This window comes from Xanthomonas sp. NCPPB 3218 (assembly GCF_056725185.1).
Window position 1 is genome coordinate 4,529,519 of sequence record NZ_CM161516.1, and the last position, 18,415, is coordinate 4,547,933.

16 protein-coding genes are annotated in these 18,415 nt (G+C 66.5%); 8 read left to right on the forward strand and 8 right to left on the reverse strand.

The window, feature by feature from the left end:
• Nucleotides 1-135: 135 nt before the first annotated feature.
• Nucleotides 136-1,314 (forward strand): PQQ-dependent sugar dehydrogenase, encoded by a 1,179-nt coding sequence (locus tag AC1PLS_RS19000; RefSeq protein ID WP_184433101.1) that lies wholly within the window; start codon nucleotides 136-138, stop codon nucleotides 1,312-1,314.
• Nucleotides 1,315-1,605: 291 nt separating this feature from the next.
• Here the strand turns inward: AC1PLS_RS19000 and AC1PLS_RS19005 are convergent, their stop codons facing one another.
• The 3 genes from AC1PLS_RS19005 to tsaD form a co-directional block, all read right to left on the reverse strand.
• Nucleotides 1,606-3,777: a glycoside hydrolase family 3 N-terminal domain-containing protein gene (locus tag AC1PLS_RS19005; RefSeq protein WP_184433099.1), complete on the reverse strand. Its 2,172-nt coding sequence runs from the start codon at nucleotides 3,775-3,777 to the stop codon at nucleotides 1,606-1,608.
• A gap of 232 nt (nucleotides 3,778-4,009) precedes the next feature.
• Complete coding sequence (folB, locus tag AC1PLS_RS19010) at nucleotides 4,010-4,366, reverse strand: dihydroneopterin aldolase (RefSeq protein WP_024938857.1); 357 nt, start codon at nucleotides 4,364-4,366, stop codon at nucleotides 4,010-4,012.
• A 75-nt stretch (nucleotides 4,367-4,441) separates the two neighbouring features.
• Entirely contained in the window at nucleotides 4,442-5,506 is a 1,065-nt protein-coding gene (gene tsaD / locus AC1PLS_RS19015; protein WP_481103984.1) for a tRNA (adenosine(37)-N6)-threonylcarbamoyltransferase complex transferase subunit TsaD, read from the reverse strand.
• 280 nt (nucleotides 5,507-5,786) lie between these two features.
• On the opposite strand from tsaD, the gene rpsU reads away from it, so the two are divergent.
• From rpsU to dnaG, 4 genes are all read left to right on the forward strand, one after another.
• Complete coding sequence (rpsU, locus tag AC1PLS_RS19020) at nucleotides 5,787-6,002, forward strand: 30S ribosomal protein S21 (RefSeq protein ID WP_002808376.1); 216 nt, start codon at nucleotides 5,787-5,789, stop codon at nucleotides 6,000-6,002.
• Nucleotides 6,003-6,259: 257 nt separating this feature from the next.
• The gene (locus tag AC1PLS_RS19025; protein WP_046344761.1) at nucleotides 6,260-6,706 is read left to right on the forward strand and encodes a GatB/YqeY domain-containing protein; all 447 of its coding nucleotides are present in this window, start codon (nucleotides 6,260-6,262) and stop codon (nucleotides 6,704-6,706) included.
• Between the two features lie 248 nt (nucleotides 6,707-6,954).
• A complete protein-coding gene (locus tag AC1PLS_RS19030; RefSeq protein WP_046344763.1) occupies nucleotides 6,955-7,905 on the forward strand; it encodes a YihY/virulence factor BrkB family protein in 951 nt (316 codons plus the stop codon).
• 111 nt (nucleotides 7,906-8,016) lie between these two features.
• Nucleotides 8,017-9,765, forward strand: coding sequence for a DNA primase (dnaG, locus tag AC1PLS_RS19035; RefSeq protein ID WP_024938854.1), 1,749 nt, complete (start codon nucleotides 8,017-8,019; stop codon nucleotides 9,763-9,765).
• Between the two features lie 277 nt (nucleotides 9,766-10,042).
• Here dnaG and AC1PLS_RS19040 read toward each other — a convergent pair whose 3' ends face one another.
• Complete coding sequence (locus tag AC1PLS_RS19040; RefSeq protein ID WP_481103985.1) at nucleotides 10,043-11,254, reverse strand: lipase family protein; 1,212 nt, start codon at nucleotides 11,252-11,254, stop codon at nucleotides 10,043-10,045.
• A 347-nt stretch (nucleotides 11,255-11,601) separates the two neighbouring features.
• Between AC1PLS_RS19040 and AC1PLS_RS19045 the strand changes: the two genes are divergently transcribed.
• Nucleotides 11,602-12,606: a bile acid:sodium symporter family protein gene (locus tag AC1PLS_RS19045; protein WP_039524893.1), complete on the forward strand. Its 1,005-nt coding sequence runs from the start codon at nucleotides 11,602-11,604 to the stop codon at nucleotides 12,604-12,606.
• 265 nt (nucleotides 12,607-12,871) lie between these two features.
• A complete protein-coding gene (locus tag AC1PLS_RS19050) occupies nucleotides 12,872-14,458 on the forward strand; it encodes a thioredoxin family protein (RefSeq protein ID WP_481103986.1) in 1,587 nt (528 codons plus the stop codon).
• Between the two features lie 201 nt (nucleotides 14,459-14,659).
• On the opposite strand, the gene cyoE is transcribed toward AC1PLS_RS19050, so the two are convergent.
• Genes cyoE through AC1PLS_RS19070 form a run of 4 tightly spaced genes read right to left on the reverse strand, consistent with a single transcriptional unit; the run spans nucleotide 14,660 to nucleotide 18,061 of the window.
• Nucleotides 14,660-15,556 (reverse strand): heme o synthase, encoded by an 897-nt coding sequence (gene cyoE, locus AC1PLS_RS19055; RefSeq protein ID WP_481103987.1) that lies wholly within the window; start codon nucleotides 15,554-15,556, stop codon nucleotides 14,660-14,662.
• Nucleotides 15,557-15,558: 2 nt separating this feature from the next.
• Complete coding sequence (locus AC1PLS_RS19060) at nucleotides 15,559-16,722, reverse strand: COX15/CtaA family protein (RefSeq protein ID WP_184433089.1); 1,164 nt, start codon at nucleotides 16,720-16,722, stop codon at nucleotides 15,559-15,561.
• A gap of 10 nt (nucleotides 16,723-16,732) precedes the next feature.
• Nucleotides 16,733-17,308, reverse strand: a complete 576-nt coding sequence (locus tag AC1PLS_RS19065; protein ID WP_039816002.1) for a hypothetical protein — start codon at nucleotides 17,306-17,308, stop codon at nucleotides 16,733-16,735.
• 27 nt (nucleotides 17,309-17,335) lie between these two features.
• On the reverse strand, nucleotides 17,336-18,061 hold the full coding sequence (locus AC1PLS_RS19070; RefSeq protein WP_184433087.1) for an SURF1 family protein: 726 nt from the start codon (nucleotides 18,059-18,061) through the stop codon (nucleotides 17,336-17,338).
• 60 nt (nucleotides 18,062-18,121) lie between these two features.
• On the opposite strand from AC1PLS_RS19070, the gene AC1PLS_RS19075 reads away from it, so the two are divergent.
• Nucleotides 18,122-18,340, forward strand: a complete 219-nt coding sequence (locus AC1PLS_RS19075; RefSeq protein ID WP_006449736.1) for a twin transmembrane helix small protein — start codon at nucleotides 18,122-18,124, stop codon at nucleotides 18,338-18,340.
• Nucleotides 18,341-18,415: the final 75 nt, after the last annotated feature.

Here is an 18,415-nt window from a genome sequence, read left to right on the forward strand (position 1 = left end):
ACGCACACGTCTCACAAAGAAAGTGATCTACGACAAGGCGGCCTTGAAGGCGTCGTGTAAGGTACTTTAAAACCCGACGCAGGACACGTTGCGGGAGGGCTGCAACGTCACTGCGCCCATTCCCTGGAGGACCTCATGTCTGTCCGACGTCTGCTTGCCCTGGCCTGCTCGGCCAGCTTGTTCACCGCCGCCACCGCATGTGCCGCGCCTGCCGTCGCGCCCGCGGCCGCCATTCCCAAGGCGCAGTGGCCGTTCCAGGCCACCACCGTTGCCGATTTCGACGAACCCTGGGCAATGACCTTCCTGGCCGACGGCAGCCTGTTGGTCAGCGAAAAACGTGGCGCATTGATGCGGCTGGATCTCAAGACCAACCGCAAGAGCGCCATCACCGGCATTCCGGCGGTCGCCTACGGCGGCCAGGGCGGTTTTGGCGATGTCCTGGCGCATCCGCGCTTTGCCAAGAACGGCCTGGTCTATGTCAGCTACGCCGAACCGGGACAGGGCGATACCCGCGGCGCAGCGGTGGCACGCGCCAAGCTCACGCTGGATGCCAGCGGCGGCGGCACGTTGTCGGACCTGAAGGTGATCTGGCGCCAGGATCCCAAGGTCACCGGCAACGGCCACTTCGGCCACCGGCTAGCGTTCGGCCCGGACGGCAAGCTGTGGATCAGTTCCAGCGAACGCCAGAAGTTCACCCCCGCCCAGGACATGCAGGCCAATCTCGGCAAGCTGATCCGTCTCAACGATGACGGCAGCGTGCCGGCCGACAACCCGTTCGCCGCGCAGGGCGGCGTTGCCGCACAGGTGTGGTCGCTGGGTCACCGCAATATTCTCGGCCTGGCCTTCGATGGCAAGGGGCGCCTGTGGGAACACGAGATGGGTCCGCTTGGCGGCGATGAGTTGAACCTGATCCAGCGCGGCGCCAACTACGGTTACCCGATCGTCTCCAACGGCGACAACTACGACGGCACCCCGATCCCGGATCACAACACCCGCCCGGAATTTGCCGCGCCCAAGATCAGCTGGACACCGGTGATCTCGCCAGCCGGCTTTGTGATCTACAGCGGCAAGCAGTTCCCGGCGTGGCGCGGCAACGGCTTTATCGGCGGCTTGTCGTCGATGTCGCTGGTGCAGGTCTCGCTCGGCGATCAGCCGCGCGAGGTGGCCCGCTACGACATGGGCGCGCGCATTCGCGAAGTGGAACAGGGTCCGGACGGCACGCTGTGGTTGCTGGAAGACGAAGCCAGCGGCAGCACCGGGCGCCTGCTCAAGCTGACGCCCAAGAGCAAGGCAGCAGTCGAGAACGAGGCATAACTCCGCAAGATCGCGCCCAGGGGAGTCGTGCCACCGCCACGCGTCGAATGCGTGCTGGCGGTGGCCACGATTTTCGCGGCGAAGCCGCGTTCGATCCGGTGCGGTGCATGGCGCGATACACACAGATGCGAGCAGAGCCGTGGTCACATCGACCAGGCATGCGCTTACATCTTCCCTGACCCGATGACGGCGCGCCCTTGGGCCACGTCCGTCACCGTCATCTCAAATCCCGCGTAGCAGCCGCACTCCGCTGCGTGTCGCGTGAGTGCGCCCTACCACGCCCGCGGGTGTTCAGGCCTCCAGCAACTCGAACGTCACCGCCTCGCCACTCTTGGCCGAGGCGCACACCCACACATCGAACACGCCCGGCTCGGCGCCAAACACATTCTTGTGGTTGGTAAAGGCCAGTGCATCACGCGTCAGGGTGAACACCACGTCCGTACTTTCGCCAGGCTGCAACAACACCTTGCGGAACCCCTTGAGTTCGCGCACCGGGCGCACCCGGCTGGCCACGCGATCGTGCACATACAGCTGCACCACTTCTTCACCGGCCACGCGACCGGTATTGGTGACGCGCGTGGTGATGGTCAGGGTCTGGTCCCAGCCGAGCTGCGCACTGCTCAGCTGCGGCTGCGCATACGCAAAGGTGGTGTAGCTCAAGCCATGGCCAAACGGATACAACGGCTCGTTGGGCATCTCGCGCCAGCGTGCCTTGTACTCGGACAGCGTCGGCAGTTCAGGGCGGCCGGTGCGCAGATGGTTGTAGAAATACGGCTGTTGCCCGGTCACCTGCGGAAAGCTGATCGGCAGACGCGCGGAGGGGTTGTAGTCGCCGAACAACACGTCGGCCACGCCGGTACCGGTCTGCGTGCCCAGGTACCAGGTCACTGCGATCGCATCGGCATCGCGCACCGCACCGCTCAGGGCCAGCGCGCGGCCATTGCGCAGCAGCACCACCATCGGCGTGCCGGTGGCGGCGATGGCTTCGGCCAATGCCTGCTGCGCCGGCGGCAACACGATCTCGGTGCGCGACTGCGCTTCGCCACTGAAGCGCTGCGGCTCGCCCAGCGCCAGCACCACCACGTCGGCGGCCTGCGCCGCATCGATGGCGGCGGAAATACCGCCCGGCAGCGTGTCTTCCAGGCCACAGCCCGGCACCACCGTCAGATGCTCGCTGTCGACCACCGCGCGCACACCCTGCTCCAGGGTCACGTAGCGCTGCTTGTCGCCGAACAGTGTCCAGCACCCCTCGATGTTCTCGCGGTCCTGCACGAATGGCCCGATCAACGCGATGTGCTGCCCGCTTTTCTTCAGCGGCAACACCTCGCCCTGGTTCTTCAGCAACACGATCGAACGCCGCGCCGCATCGCGCGACAACGCATCGTGCGCGGGCAGATGCGCGGTGTCGGCTTCGCGTGCCGGATCCAGCGAACGGTACGGGTTGTCGAACAACCCGATCGCCTCCTTGAGCTGCAGCATGCGGCGCACGCTGGCGTCCAGCGTGGCCATCGGCACCTCGCCGCTTTCCACCAGCGACGGCAGATGCGCGGCATAGAAGCCGCTCTGCATGCTCAGATCCAGGCCGGCCAGGAACGCCTTCTTGGTCGCATCGCGCTCATCGGCCGCATAGCCGTGCGCAATCAATTCCATGTCGGCGGTGTAGTCGGAAATCACCACGCCGGGGAACTGCCATTCGCCGCGCAGGATCTCGGTCAGCAATTCGTGGTTGGCACTGGCCGGCACGCCGTTGATGTCGTTGAACGAAGACATCACGGTCAGTGCGCCGGCATCGAAGGCGGCCTTGAACGGCGGCAGGTGCACATCGCGCAGCGTCTGCGGCGCGATGTCCACGGTGTTGTATTCCATGCCCGCAGCCACGGCGCCGTAGGCGGCGAAGTGCTTGGGGGTGGCCAGCAGGCAATCGTCGGCCTTCAGATCGCTGCCCTGGAAGCCGCGTACGCGGGCGGCGGCAAACGCCGCGCCCAGCACCACGTCTTCGCCGGCGCCTTCCGCGCCACGGCCCCAGCGCTGATCGCGCGCGATATCCACGGCCGGTGCGTAGCTCCAGTGCAGGCCGGCGGCGGTCGCCTCGATCGCGGTGGCGCGCGCGGTGCGCTCGGCCAGCTCGGGCTCGAAGCTGGCCGCCTCGCCCAGCGGGATCGGGAACACCGTGCGCATGCCGTGGATCACGTCCGCCGCCAGGATCACCGGGATGCCCAGGCGGCTTTCTTCCACCGCCACCTTCTGGATCTGCACGCCCAGCGCGGCGCCGACGCCATTGAACAACGAGCCGACCCGGCCTGCGCGCACCTGCTGCAGCACCTCGTCGGCGTTGAGCACATTGGCTTCGGGATTCACGTCCGGCGCGAACGGCCGCACCATGTCGGCGAACACACCCAACTGTCCGACCTTCTCTTCGACGGTCATCTGGGCAATCAGGGTTTCGATACGATCAGCAGCCATGAGATCCTTGAGAAAACGTTTACATGGCCGTCAATTCTAGCCTGAGGCGACCGCGAGGGGGCAAGTGCCGGGATTTGGAATTCGGGATTCGGGATTTGTCGGGTCCGGTTGAACCGCGCCTTAGGGCTGTGGATCGTTGGCGTGGTCGTAGATCTCGGTCCGGTGCCACCTAGGTTTTCCGGGGCGCGGCCAAGGATCGGAGCTCGCTGAGCGAGCCGGCGGCCGGTGGCCGTCAGCGGGCCCGCTCGCGCTCGATGATCACTCCCACCGCCTGCGCGCCGCGCACCGCACCGGGCTTGCTCAGCTTCAACCGCAGCCAGTGCACGCCGAACTCGTCCAGCACGATCGCCGCGCAGCGCTCGGCCAGGGTCTCCACCAGCCCGAAGTCCGAGGCCTGCACGAATTCGATCAGCCGCTTGCTCACCGCCTTGTAGTTCAGGGTATCGGCAATGTCGTCGCTGGCGGCCGGAATGCGGTTGTCGAAGCCCATCTCCAGATCGAACCGCAGCGTCTGGCGGATGCGCCGCTCCCAGTCGTAGATGCCGATCAGCGCATCGATTTCCAGGCCTTCGATAAAAACTTTGTCCATTGGGAGCCGTGATTGGGGATTCGGGATTGGGGGATTGGCAAGAGCGCGACAGACAGCAGGTAGAGGGACTAGCTTCTACGAATCTCCAATCCCCACTCCCGAATCCCGCGCCGCCGCCAGCGACGGCAAGCCAGCCATATCCCAACGCGGCGTCACATGCACTGCCGCGTCGGCGCGCTCGCCGGCCTCCAGCCGCAGCGCGCCGGCGAAGGCGATCATCGCGCCGTTATCGGTGCACAGGGCCGGCCGCGGGAAGCACACCCGGCCGCCGCGCCGCTGCGCCGCGTCCTGCAGGCGTGCGCGCAGGCGCTTGTTGGCGCCCACGCCGCCGGCCACCACCAGGGTGTTGCAGTCGGCCGCATCCAGCGCGCGCAGGCATTTGATCGCCAGCGTCTCCACCACCGCATCCTCGAACCCGCGCGCGATGTCCGCCCGCGTGGTGTCGGACTGGTAGCTGCCGCGCCAGGCCAGCAGCACCTGGGTCTTGAGCCCGCTGAAACTGAAATCCAACCCGGGCCGGTCGGTCATCGGCCGCGCGAACTTGTAGCGCCCCGGGGTGCCGGTTTCAGCCAGCGCCGCCAGTTGCGGCCCGCCCGGATACGGCAGGCCCATCATCTTGGCGGTCTTGTCGAAAGCCTCGCCGGCCGCATCGTCCAGCGTCTCGCCAAGCACCTCGTACTCGCCCAGCGCCTTCACCGATACCAGCTGGGTGTGGCCGCCGGAGACCAGCAGCGCCACGAACGGCGGCTGCGGCGGGTCGTCTTCCATCAGCGGCGCCAGCAGATGGCCTTCCATGTGATGCACGCCGATCGCCGGCACGTCCAGCGCCCAGGCCAGCGACCGCGCCACACCGGCACCAACAAGGAGTGCGCCGACCAGGCCCGGGCCGGCGGTATAGGCCACCCCATCGAGTTCGTCGATCCGCAATCCGGCCTCGTCCAGGGTCTGGCGGATCAGCGGCAGCAGCTTGCGCACATGATCGCGACTGGCCAGCTCGGGCACCACGCCGCCGTATTCGGCATGCAGCGCGATCTGGCTGTAGACCGCGTGGGCCCGCAGCGCCGGCACGCCCGACAGCGCGGTGTCGTAGACCGCCACGCCGGTCTCATCGCATGATGATTCGATCCCAAGAACTTTCACGGCAACTCGGCAGGCAGGGACATGCGGCCTATTTTCGCAGCTTTTGCCCTGCGCAGATCGGCCAGGGGCGATCTGCTGCGCGGCCGTGTGCTCGCCACCGGATCACCCGCAAGCGCAGGCTTTATCAGGCTTGCTCGCGCAGATGCCGCAGGGGGCTTGCAGGTCGTTGGCAAGTCGTTATAATGCGCGGCTCGCCGGGGCAACCCGGAAATTCCGTCACGCGAGTCCGCTCGCACCCGCCCGGGGCTCCCGGACGGAAATCCCATTATCTGGAGAACCCATGCCCAGCGTTAAAGTCCGCGAGAACGAGCCCTTCGAATTTGCGCTCCGTCGTTTCAAGCGCACCTGCGAAAAGGCCGGCGTGCTGGCCGAAACCCGCAAGCGCGAGTTCTATGAAAAGCCGACCCAGGAGCGCAAGCGTAAGGCTGCCGCTGCTGTGAAGCGTCAGTTGCGTCGTTCCTCGCGCGACGTCACCAAGCGCCAGCGCTTGTACTGATCGAACGCGGTTCCTTACCGACGGGCATGCGCTGAAGGCGCGGCCCATCGGAGTGGAACCCAAGAGCCGGCACGCGCAAGCGTCGCCGGCTTTTTGCATTGGTTCGATGCCAGGCGGCCGCTGCGTTCTGCGCAGCTGCAGAGCCGACGGGCATCGCTGCCGCGATCCGCGCCTGCCCGGCCCGACTTCCTGCCGATGCACTGCGCCCGTCGTGGCGCATCGGCACATCTGCAACACGCACTCCCAGGAGTTACACCATGCCCCTCAAGCAACAGCTCACCGATGACATGAAAGCCGCCATGAAGTCCGGCGACAAGCACAGCCTGGGCGTGATCCGGCTGATCAATGCCGCGATCAAGCAGAAGGAAGTGGACGAGCGCGTCGAGATGGACGATGCCGCCGTGATCGCCGTGCTCGACAAGATGGTCAAGCAGCGCAAGGACTCGGTCACCCAGTACGAAGCTGCCGCACGCGACGACCTGGCGCAGGTCGAGCGCGAGGAGATCGTGGTGATCGAGCGCTACCTGCCGGCCAAGATGGGCGAAGCCGAGATCGTCGCTGCCATCCAGGCAGCCATCGTGCAGACCGGCGCCAGCAGCCCGGCCGACATCGGCAAGCTGATGGGCGCACTCAAGCCCAAGCTGGCCGGGCAGGCCGACATGGGCCTGGTCTCGACGCTGGTCAAGCAGCATCTGGCAGGCTGAGTCTTCGCCTGCACAGTGCCCTGTGCCCGATGGCCAGGGCACTGTAGCGAGCCGCCTGCGTGCGGCTGGCTGCAGCGCAGTTTCAACGGCAGCACACGCGCAACATCCAGCGCCCGCTTTCACCCGATCTTTGAACACGCCCTGTTAGAACACCTTCGCCAGCACAGGTCCGGGTGAAGCATTCCGCATGCCGGCTTCGCCTTACGACGCCTGCGCACACAACGGTATGTCCAAGGATTCTCCCGCCGGTGACGAAGCTCTCAACCGAACACCTGCAGAAACATCTGAGCCGCCTGCAGCGCAGCCTGCCGATGGCACTGCTCAATCGCTTTCTCGAGATCGACGTGATGACGCAGGCCGCGTCGCTGTCGTTCTACGCCTTGCTGTCGCTGGCACCGCTGCTAGTGCTGCTGCTGTGGCTGACCGCATCGCTGTATCCGCCTGCGCAGGAAGCGCTGGTGCAGCAGATCGCGCAACTGGCCGGTGGCAGCGCGGCGGAGGTGGCCGACACGGTGATCCGCAACGCCACCGATCAACCCGGCGTAGGATCGTTGGCCGGACTGTGGAGCACGTTGCTGCTGTTCATCGGCGCCACGGCGGTGTTTGCGCAGTTGCAGAACGCCCTGAACCTGATCTTCCGCACCGACAAGCAGCGCCTGGAAGGCCTGATGGCGTGGCTGAAGAAGCGCGTGTTCTCGTTCGGCGTGATCCTGGCCCTGGGCTTCTTGTTGATCGTGTCGATGATTGCCACCACCGCGTTGCAGGTAGTGTTCGCACGGCTGCCATCGGTGCTGCCGGCGATCGGCTACGTCACCACCCTGGCGCTGTATTCGCTCGCCTTCGCTTTCCTGTATCGCTATCTGCCCGATCGCACCGTCAACTGGCGGCAGGCCTTTGTCGGCGGCGTGATCACTGCATTGTTGTTCGCACTGGGCCGCTACTGCATTGGCCTGTACATCGCCAAGGCCGCGCCTGGCAGCGCATACGGTTCGATGGGCACCTTGGTCATCCTGCTGGTGTGGATGTACTACGCCTCGGTGGTGTTCTTCGTCGGCGCCCTGCTGACCGCGGTGATCGACGAGCGCGTACGCTCGCATCGCAAGCTGCGCGAGGCCGGGGTGGATACGGACAACCTGCCGCCGGTCGCCGCCGAACCGGATGCCGCGCCGCTGCCGCAGGAAGCACCCACGCGCAATTGATTGCGCATGCCGCGCCGGTTGCCGCACGTACCCAGGCGGCATCCAGCGCTTCGCTGAGGTCCCTCGCTCGCTGAAATCGGCGCACGCCGGCGGCTGGGATATCCTAGCGGGATGGCCCGCATCCCCGACGCATTCATCGACGAACTGCTTGCACGCACCGACATCGTCGAGGTGGTGGGCGGTCGCGTGCCGCTCAAGCGTCAGGGCAAGGAATACTCGGCGCGCTGCCCGTTCCATGACGAGCGCTCGGCCTCGTTCACGGTCTCGCCGACCAAGCAGTTCTACCACTGCTTTGGCTGCGGCGCGCACGGCACCGCGATCAGCTTCCTGATGAATTACGACCGCCTCGAATTTCTCGATGCGGTCGACGAGCTGGCCAAGCGTGCCGGCATGGAAATTCCGCGCGAGACCCAGCAACGCACCCCGCAGCAGCAGGACGACAGCCGCGAGCTGTATTCGGCACTGGAAGCGGCGACCAAGTTCTTCCAGCGTCAGCTCGAGAGCAGCGAACGCGCCCGCGACTATCTGGACGGCCGCGGCGTGGATGCCGACAACCGCGCGCGTTTCCAGATCGGTTACGCGCCCGATGGCTACAGCGCACTGAAGGACACACTGGGCACCGATGCGCGCCGCATGAGCGTGCTCGAACGCGCCGGGCTGTTTTCCAAGAACGATCGCGGCCATGTCTACGACAAGTTCCGCGACCGGGTGATGTTCCCGATCTTCGACCGCCGCGGCCGCGTGATTGCGTTCGGCGGACGCATCATGGGTGCGCCGGCCGATGGCCGCGACCCGGGGCCGAAGTACCTCAACTCACCGGAAACCGCGCTGTTCCACAAGGGCCGCGAGTTGTACGGCCTGTGGCAGGTGCGCCAGGCCAATCAGAAGATCGAGCGGCTGATCGTGGTGGAAGGCTATATGGACGTGGTCTCGCTGTTCCAGTTTGGCGTCACCCAGGCGGTGGCCACGCTGGGCACGGCGACCACGCCCGAACATGCCGAGTTGCTGTTCCGCAACGCGCCGGATGTGTACTTCTGCTTCGACGGCGACAACGCTGGCCGCAAGGCGGGCTGGCGTGCACTGGAATCGGTGCTGCCACGCATGAAGGACGGCCGCCAGGCGTTCTTCCTGTTCCTGCCCGATGGCGAGGACCCGGACACCATCGTGCGCAAGGAGGGCGCGCAGGCTTTCGATCAGCGTCTGAAGCAGGCCACGCCGCTGTCGCAGTTCTTCTTCGACGAGATGTCGCGCGAGATCAACCTGCACACGCTCGATGGCAAGGCGCGGCTGGCCGAACGCGCCAAGCCGATGCTTGCACAAATCCCCGAAGGCGCATTCGGCGACCTGATGAAGCAGGAGCTGTCGCGCCTGACCGGCGTGGGCGTCACTCAGGCGGCGCAGGCGTCCACATCGCAGGCACGGCCACCTGCCCGCATGGGCGCGCCCGCGCAGAAACGCAGCCTGGTGCGCGCGTCGATCGCGATCCTGCTGCAGCGGCCGTCGCTGGCGATGAGCCTGGAGGGCGACCACGATTTTTCCGGCCTGCGCCTGCCCGGCATCGACCTGTTGATGGAACTGCTGGCACTGGTGCGGCAACGCCCGGAAATCAGCACGGGCGCGCTGCTGGAACACTTCGCCGAACGCGACGAACAGGCCGCGCTGCAGAAACTGGCCGCACAGGCATTGCCCGGCGACGAGCACAGCTGGGCGATGGAACTGCATGACGTCGTTGCGCAACTGGACAAGCAATTGCTGCGCCAGCGCCTGGACGAACTGCAGGACAAGCAGCGCGCGCAGGGCCTGGACGACACCGACAAGTACGAATTGCGCGAGCTGTTCAAGGCGCTTGCTGCGTTGTAGTGCGGGTAGCGCGAGGGGATCGACTTACGCTGTCGTGTGCGGGCCAGGCGCGCACGCTGCACGACGCCATGGCCCAGTTGCACCGGCAACTGCTGCAGCAGCGCATTGAAGCGCTGCAGACAAGGCAACGCGCACACGGACTCGACGAGATCGACCAGCACGCACTGCGCATTGCCGCGCCTGCGTTCGGGCGCGCACTGAGCACCCGGCGCATGCTGTCAGACCAGCTGTTGCCGACGCAGCCGGCCAGCCCTGGCCGTCGCATGCAGGTGCGCGCTCATAGCTGCTTGAACAAGGTCTTGGCCATCGAGCCGAGCGCCGCGCTGACCGCTTCGATCTTGTCGGCATCGGCCAGTGCGGCCTGGCCGGCATGCGCGGTCAGCCGCTCGATCAGGGCATCGCGCGCGGGCGCTTCGTCGGCACTCTGGCTCTGCGGCGTACCGGACACCGGCGTGAGACACGGGGCAATCAAGGCCTGGTAGGCGGTGGTGTGCTGGTAGGCCATCTGCTCGAGAAATTGCAGGACCGTGGTGGGGGTGCCGGTGAGCGTGCCGGTCAGCGGCTGGTTGGCGATCTGCCGGTAGTTCACCGTGGACGCCACCGCATTGGCGATGGCCACATCGACCAGCACATCGATCTCCTTGATCGGCGCATTCCCGTATAGCGTCTTGATCTGACTGAGCATCGGCACGGTCCAGGCATGCGGCACGCAATCGAGCGTGTTCCACAAGTCGGCATTCCAGATCTGATACGGCGCCGCGCCCGGCGCTGGAGAGGGCAATGCCTGCGCATACAGCGCGGCGAACCCGCCGTTGCCCGGCGTGGCGCCGGCGGTGGGATAGCAGTGCACGGCGCTGAAATTGTCCAGCTTGCCGTTGGTCTTCAACCAGGTCGCCAAGGTCGGCGACAGCGCACCGCCCAGGCTGTGCCCGGCAAAGATCACCGTCGCCTTGCTGCCATCCAGCGCTTGCAGGAAATCCAGCAGCGTCGTGTTCGGCGCCAGTGCGGTGGAGGGGCTGACCATGTTGAGCAGATGCCACACACCGGTGGCGGCGCCCATCGAGATGACCGCCGAACCTGGCTTGACGGGTTTCTTCGCCGCAACCGGCGCGGTGCCGAGCAACGGCGTGTAGGTCGCAAAATCCACCACCGAGGACACATCGAAGTCTTCGGTGAACCAGTCGTAGAGCGACTCCGGGTTGGTGGCGCTCAGCGCGACCACATACGCCTCGCCGATGCCCGGCATGGCATCGGTATGGGCCACGTACATGGCATTGCCCGACAGCGACGAATCGGCCGCCTGCCAGACCTGCGGCCCCCACACCAGTTGCCAGTCGCCGATCCTGTCCTGGGTGTCGGCCGATGCCAGCGTCTGCAGCAACGTGGCCTGGTAGTCCGCCTGCAACGCCGGCTGGCTGCCCCTGCGATCGCCCACCCAGTTGGCCAGGGCGGAAAGCGCAAAGGTCTGTTGATATTGGTCGTAGTGCATGGACTGGCTCCTTTCCTTAGGCCTTGCGTGGAATACACGATCGAACACGGACGCGGCGCACGGGCACCGTTCGGGCACGGATGCGCACGGCGTGTGCAACCGGAATCTAACAAAGGATGTGCGTGCCAGAAGCGCCCGCGCAGCGGAATCTCGACGCATCGCACGAATCGCTCATCACCCCACGCGGCGCCGTCTGCAGTGCTGCAGGCAGGCGCAAGCGCACGCTGCTGCCGGAGCCGGTGCGAGCACGCATGCGTCTTCGGCCTGCGCTGCGCGGCCGACTCGCACGGTGCACGCTGGCCTCTACAATGGCACTCTGCAGACAGCCCTCCCCCTGAATACGCACGATGATCAAACACTGGCTGGCGCGGTTGCGCATTGATCCATTCACCCTCGCGCTGCTGTGCACGGTCACGCTGGCCTCGTTCCTGCCGGTCTCCGGCACCGCCGCGGCGGTCATGGACGATGTCACCGACGTGGCGATCGCCGCGCTGTTCTTCCTGCACGGCGCGCGCCTGTCGCGCGAGGCGGTCAAGGCGGGCGCGCTGCATTGGCGCCTGCATCTGGTGATCCTGGCCTGCACCTTCGTGCTGTTCCCGCTGCTCGGGCTGTTGTTCAAACCGCTCGCGCATCTTGCGCTGACACCGGAGCTGTATATCGGCGTGCTGTTCCTGTGCGCGCTGCCGTCCACGGTGCAATCGTCGATCGCCTTCACCTCGATGGCGCGCGGCAACGTGCCGGCGGCCGTGTGTGCCGCCTCGCTTTCCAGCCTGCTGGGGGTGTTTTTCACACCGTTGCTGATGGGCGCCCTGGTCGGCAGCCAGGGCGCGATGGCGCACCCGGCCGAGGCAATCGGCAAGATCCTGCTGCAGTTGCTGGTGCCGTTCCTGGCTGGCCATTTCATGCGCCCGTGGATCGGCGGCTGGGTCGAACGGCATCGCGCGGTGCTGCGTTACACCGACCAGGGCACCATCCTGCTGGTGGTCTACACCGCCTTCAGCGCATCGGTGAACGAAGGCCTGTGGCAGAAGACGCCGTTGCCGGCCTTGCTCGCGGTGCTCGGTGCCGCCGCGCTGTTGCTGACGGTGGCGATGCTCTCGATCACCTTCATCGCGCGGCGCCTGCGCTTCAACCGCGCCGACGAGATCGCGATCGTGTTCTGCGGTTCGAAGAAGAGCCTGGCCACCGGCGTACCGATGGCCAAGGTGATGTTCGCCGGCGGTGGCCTGGGCGCGATCGTGTTGCCGATCATGCTGTATCACCAGCTACAGCTCATTGTCTGCGCATTCGTGGCCGCACGTTATGCGCGCAACGCGCCGGGCGAGCCGCAGATCACTCCCGGTGGTCATTGAAGGTAACGGCCACTGCACCGCGGTGGTCTGATCGACGACACATGGCGCAACCCACGCTGCGTGCCCTGCAAAGGCTTGCTTGCCGCCGGTGCGTTGCCTGCGCGCCATCGCCGGCCCGCTACGCCCGGCGCGACACCGGTTCGCGTTGCGTGCCGGCGCCGGTTGTAAGCAGATATACAACGGTTATGACGCACTCCGACGCTGGCACGGTGCCGCTCGCTAGAGTGTTCGATCCACCTTGCTGCCGCCCCCATCGGTGATTGCCATGACGCTATCGTTCCGACGCCCTGCCCCGTCCCTGATCGCGCTGCTGGCGGTGCTGGCCACGCTCACTGCCTGCAACAAGCCCGCCACGCCGCCAGCCCCGACACCGACACCGACCAAGGCGGCCGCCACGCCGGCGCCTGCGTCCAGCATCGCCTGGCGCGAGGGCGATGTCGAAGATGCCTTCGCCGAGGCCAGGGAAAGCGGCAAGCCGATCCTGCTGTACTGGGGTGCGGCCTGGTGCCCGCCCTGCAATCGCCTGAAGGCCACCTTGTTCAAGGACCCGGCCTTCATCGCCCGCACGCAGCAATTCGTGGCGGTGCATCTGGACGGCGATTCGGAGGGCGCACAGGCCTGGGGCGAACGCTTCGGCATCAAGGGTTACCCGACCATCATCGTGCTGCGCCCGGATCGCAGCGAGATCACCCGCCTGGCCGGCGATGCCGACAACGCGCGTCTGGCCGATGTGCTGCGGGTCGCGGCCAAGAGCACCAGTACCGCCAGGCAACTGCTCGACACCGCATTGCAGACCCCGCAGCAGCTCAGCGCGGACGACTGGGCCGTGCTCGGCAACTATGCCTGGGGCACCGACGATCGGCTGGTCAAGCCGGAGCAGGCCGTGGATGTGCTCACGCGCCTGTCCAGGTCGGCGCCACAGCCGGCCCTGCAACGCAGCTTCGCCCTGGCAGCGATTACCGCAGCCAAGGAACCGCCTGCACCCAGCGCGGCGTCACGCACGTTGCTGGAAGCAGTGCTGGCCGATCCGGCAGAGGTGCGCGCCAATCTCGGCACGCTGAGCTACATGCCTGCACGGCTGGTCGCCGCTGCCAGCAGCGATGCCGGTGAGCGTACTGCCTTGTCCAATGCGCTGAATCTGGCATTGGACAAGGTCTACGCCGACACCGCACTGCCGATCGCCGACCGGCTCGGCACCGCGTATGCGCGCATCCAGCTGGCACGCCTGGCACAAGGCCAGCCCACCGAAACCGAGGCCAAGGGCCCGCAACCGCCGTTGCCCAAGGCCGTGGTCGACACCGTGCAGCAACGCGTGCAATGGGCGACCGACACCGCCAGGACCGATGAGGAGCGCCAATCCACCATCAGCACCGCCGCGGCATTGCTCGGCGAGGTGGGCGACCGCAGCGGCGCCGAACAGTTGCTGCTGGCCGAGTTGACGCGCAGCAAGACGCCTTACTACTACATGCCCGAGCTGGCCGATCTGGCCGAACAACGCGGCGATAAGAAGACCGCGCTGTCCTGGCTGAGGAAGGCGTACGAAAGCGCGCAAGGCCCCGCCACCCGCGTGCAATGGGGCGTAATGTACGTGGATGGCCTGATCCGGCTCAGCCCGGACGACACCGCCGGCATCGAGGCCGCTGCCACGCAGGTGATCGGCGAGCTGGCCGGGCAGCCCGATGGCTACCGCCAACGCACCCGGCAGCGCTTCGCCACGCTGGGCGCCACGTTGAAGACCTGGAGCAAGCAGCATCGCCAGGAAGGCAATGCGGTGCTGACGCGCCTGCAGCAGAAGATGCAGAGCAGCTGCGACAGCAAGAACACCAGCGAGTGCGCCAGCTGGCTGAGCTGAGCTGGCGTGAGCGAGCAGCCCGCTACGCGGCGAATTTGAGTGCGCTAAGTAGCGATTGCGCGCCGGATGCTCAACGGCGCACACAACGGATGTGTGAGAGCGAGATGGGCCGGTCCCAGCCACCGGCCGCATCCGCCTGACGGCTGCCTCGGTCGCAGCTCTATCGATCGCCTTGATGGCAGCAGCGGGCATTCGCTGCCGCTAGCGCACCCACGGCAACAGCAGGTGGTCCACCATCAGAAACGCGAACAGCGCCATCAGGTAGACGATGGAATAACCGAACATCTTCATCGAGAACAGCTCGTCCGGCGGGTCGAGCATGCGCCAGGCGTACCAGAGGAACACCACGTTGAGCACCACCGCGCCGCCCAGGTAGAACAGCCCGCTCATGCCCACCGCCACCGGCAGCAGGGTCACGATCGCCAGCAGCACCGTGTACACCAGGATCTGCTTGCGCGTATGCGGCACGCCATGGGTGACCGGCAGCATCGGGATCGCCGCCTTGGCGTAATCGGCACGGCGGAAGATCGCCAGCGCCCAGAAATGCGGCGGCGTCCAGATGAAGATGATCAGCACCAGCAGCGAGGCGTTGATCCAGTCGGCGCTGGTCGGCAAGCCAGTCACTGCGGCCCAGCCCAGCATCGGCGGCGTGGCACCAGCCAGGCCGCCGATCACGATGTTCTGCGAGGTCGCACGCTTCAGGTACACGGTGTAGATCACCGCGTAACCGATCAGCGACGCGAACGTCAGCACCGCGGTGATCACATTCACCCAGACCACCAGGATGGTCATGGAGATCACGATCAACACGCCGGCAAACAGCAGTACCTGCCACGGCCGTACCTTACCCACCACCAGCGGGCGCCACGAGGTCCGCGCCATCTGCGCGTCGATCTTGGCGTCCAGCAACTGGTTGATCGCTGCCGCCGCCGACGCCGCCAGCCAGATACCCAGAAAACCCAACGCACCGGTGCGTACCTGCACCCACGTCGGTACATCGGGGATGGCCAGGAACATGCCCACCAGGGCGGTGAACACGATCAGTGCCACCACCTTGGGTTTGGTCAGATCCCAGTAATCGCGTGCGCTGATAGCCATGCTCACTCCGGCGCGCGCAGCCGCGCCAGCAGCGAGACCAGCACGAACAACAATGCGACCGCGCCGCCGTTATGCAGCACCGACACTTCCAGCGGCAACGCCAACTTGACGTTGAGCATGCCCAGCGTCACCTGCACCGCCACCAGCACCGCCAGCGCACCGGCCCACACCCGCATGCCCGGGGAGCGCGACAGGCGCCAGGCCAGCCACCACAGATACAGCGCCGTCGCAATTGCCCACAACCGGTGCGCCATCTGGATGGCAATGCGCGCTGCGCCATCGAGCACACCGCCTTCGTAATCCACCCCGATCCCGCGCCACAGCGTGAAGCCTTCGCGGAAGTCATGCGGCGGCCACCACTGACTGACGCAGCGCGGGAAATTGTCGGCCGACCAGCTACCGCCGCCACAGGCCAGCGCCGCGTAATTGGCACTGACCCAGCCGCCGAGGGCGATCTGCAGGCCCAGTACCGCCACGCCCGCGCGCAGCAGCCACTTGAGCCGCGAGGCATCGGCCAGCGTGATCGGCAGGTGCGTCGCGCGCCAGGCCATCCACACCAGCAGCGAGAACATCAGCATGCCGCCGAGCAGATGGCCCATCACCACGATGGGTTTGAGCAGCAGCGTCACCGTCCACATGCCCAGCAGCGCCTGGAAGATCACCACCGCCAGCGTCAGCACCGCCGCACGCGCCAGGTCGATGTTGCTCCAGCGCAGCGCCGCCAGCAGCAGGATGGCCTCGCCGGCAATCGCCACGCCGAACGCCGGCGCGTGCCAGCCGGACATGTACAGCGGAATCGACAAGGCCACCAGCACCGCGGCAGAAACCACCTGGGCGATGCCCATGCGGCGGCGGCGCACCGCCAGCAACGACAGCACCAGCACCTCCACCCCGAGTGCGCCGGCCAGGAAGCGGTGCACCTGCTCGCGCCAGGCCTTGTGCGACTCCAGCGGCCGGATCTTGCTGGCCACATGCGTATTGGCTTCGTCGCTGGTCTGCGGCCAGGTGACGCGGCCGTAGCAGGTCGGCCAGTCCGGGCAGCTCATGCCGGCATCGGACAGGCGCACGAACGACCCGAACAGGATCGTGCTCGCAGTGAACAACGCAGCCAGCCAGGCCATGCGATGGAAGTGGCGGAACAATGCCGGTGGCGCAAACAGATTCATCGAAACGGGCTCACATCAGTTTCAGCAGCTTGACCAGATCGGCACGCAGGCCGGCCGGGTCGAACCCCGGGGCGTACCGCAGGATCACGAAGCCATTCGGGTCGATTACATACACCGGCACGCCGGCGGCATCGTTGGCACGCGGCAGGCCCTGCCGCAGCCGCGCGTCGTCGCGCAGCACACGCAGGGCCGGCATCGGCGGCAGACCGGCCGGCGGGGCGCCGATCCACAACACCTCCACCTTGTCGGCGCGATGGCCGAGCAGCTGCCATACCTTGTCCAGTTCGGCCGCCAACATCACGCACTGCTGCGTGCAGCCGGCAGGCGGTGCGAGCGCAATCCGCCACACACGTTCGGCAGGCGTCCAGGCATACGGCTGCCCGTCCGCGCGCACCGGCACCAACCCGCGCAGGTCGGCGGGCGGCTTGAGCAGTTCGCCGTGATTGCGCATCGATGCCGGCTGCCATCCGGAGAAGCGCAGCACGCCGGCCAGCAACATCGAGCCGAAGAACAGCACCGCCAGGGCAATCAGCATCCTGCGGCCGCGTTTGACCGAATGCGGCGTGGCCGATGTGGAGGACGTCATGCCGGCGATTTTCTCATGCCGCAGGCGTCAGTGCCCGCGTCGACGGCGGCGACGCGCACGCCAGCTCAGCAGCGTCGCGGTGACCAGCACGGCCGCGGCCAGACCGAACCATTGCACCGCATAACCCAAGTGCCGCGCGGGTGGCAGCGTGTTCGGCAGCATCTCCAGGTCGCGTGCATACCCGACCGGCAGGGCGGGATCCAGGCGCAGGACCTGCGACGAAATGTCGCGCCTGCCCAACGCGCTGCGCAGGGCGCTGGTATCCAGGCGCGTGGCCAGCCAGGTCTGCGGCGCATTGCCGGCGGCCAACGCCGGCCCGATCGCAAGTCCGGCCGACGGCGGCGCACTCAGCAAGCCCTGCAGTGTCCGGGTGCCTTGCAGCGGGGTGATCGTCGGCAACTGCCGATTGGCCGGCAACGGCAGCCAGCCCAGATCGACCAGCAGCGTGACCGGGCTGCCTTGCGGCGCGGCAAGTTGATAGATCCGCACACCGGCGCGCCCGGCATGCAGCTGGTTGTCCAGCAGCACCTGCTGCGGCAGGAACCGCACCTCTCCGCTCACCCAGGCCAGCGCATGCGGCGTGGCCAGCGCCTGCACCAGGGTCAACGGCGTCTGCCGCACATGCGCTGCGCGTTCCAGCAAGGCCTGTTTGTCGTGCATGCGCTGCAGCTGCCACTGACCCAGCGCCGCAAACCCCGCACTGACCAGCACGGCCAGACACCATCCCAACATCGCCGTGTGCCTGCGCATCATGACAAGCGACGCAAAAAGGCGTGCAATGCCGTTACCACGCCGACGACCACCGGGGCTGTTGTGAACGATTCGCTCAAGACGTTGCTGATTGTCGCCTTCCTGATCGTGATCCTGTGGAACCTGGGTGCGGGCCTGTACTACCTGCTCACCGACCGTGGCGAAACCAAGCGCACCGTCAACGCACTGACCTGGCGCATCGGTCTATCGGTCGCACTGATCGCCGTCGTGATCCTCGGCATCTACACCGGCTGGATCAAGCCGCATGGGCTCGGCCGCTGACGCGGCCGATGGGATTGGGGATTGGGGATTGGGGATTGGTAACAGCAAACGCGGATCGCTCTTGCGAATCCCCAA

Coding starts and splice junctions, on each gene's coding strand:
- AC1PLS_RS19000 (WP_184433101.1), top strand. CDS start 136: ATGTCTGTCCGACGTCTGCTTGCCCTGGCCTGCTCGGCCAGCTTGTTC.
- AC1PLS_RS19005 (WP_184433099.1), bottom strand. CDS start 3,777: ATGGCTGCTGATCGTATCGAAACCCTGATTGCCCAGATGACCGTCGAA.
- folB (WP_024938857.1), bottom strand. CDS start 4,366: ATGGACAAAGTTTTTATCGAAGGCCTGGAAATCGATGCGCTGATCGGC.
- rpsU (WP_002808376.1), top strand. CDS start 5,787: ATGCCCAGCGTTAAAGTCCGCGAGAACGAGCCCTTCGAATTTGCGCTC.
- AC1PLS_RS19025 (WP_046344761.1), top strand. CDS start 6,260: ATGCCCCTCAAGCAACAGCTCACCGATGACATGAAAGCCGCCATGAAG.
- dnaG (WP_024938854.1), top strand. CDS start 8,017: ATGGCCCGCATCCCCGACGCATTCATCGACGAACTGCTTGCACGCACC.
- AC1PLS_RS19040 (WP_481103985.1), bottom strand. CDS start 11,254: ATGCACTACGACCAATATCAACAGACCTTTGCGCTTTCCGCCCTGGCC.
- AC1PLS_RS19045 (WP_039524893.1), top strand. CDS start 11,602: ATGATCAAACACTGGCTGGCGCGGTTGCGCATTGATCCATTCACCCTC.
- AC1PLS_RS19050 (WP_481103986.1), top strand. CDS start 12,872: ATGACGCTATCGTTCCGACGCCCTGCCCCGTCCCTGATCGCGCTGCTG.
- cyoE (WP_481103987.1), bottom strand. CDS start 15,556: ATGGCTATCAGCGCACGCGATTACTGGGATCTGACCAAACCCAAGGTG.
- AC1PLS_RS19060 (WP_184433089.1), bottom strand. CDS start 16,722: ATGAATCTGTTTGCGCCACCGGCATTGTTCCGCCACTTCCATCGCATG.
- AC1PLS_RS19065 (WP_039816002.1), bottom strand. CDS start 17,308: ATGACGTCCTCCACATCGGCCACGCCGCATTCGGTCAAACGCGGCCGC.
- AC1PLS_RS19070 (WP_184433087.1), bottom strand. CDS start 18,061: ATGATGCGCAGGCACACGGCGATGTTGGGATGGTGTCTGGCCGTGCTG.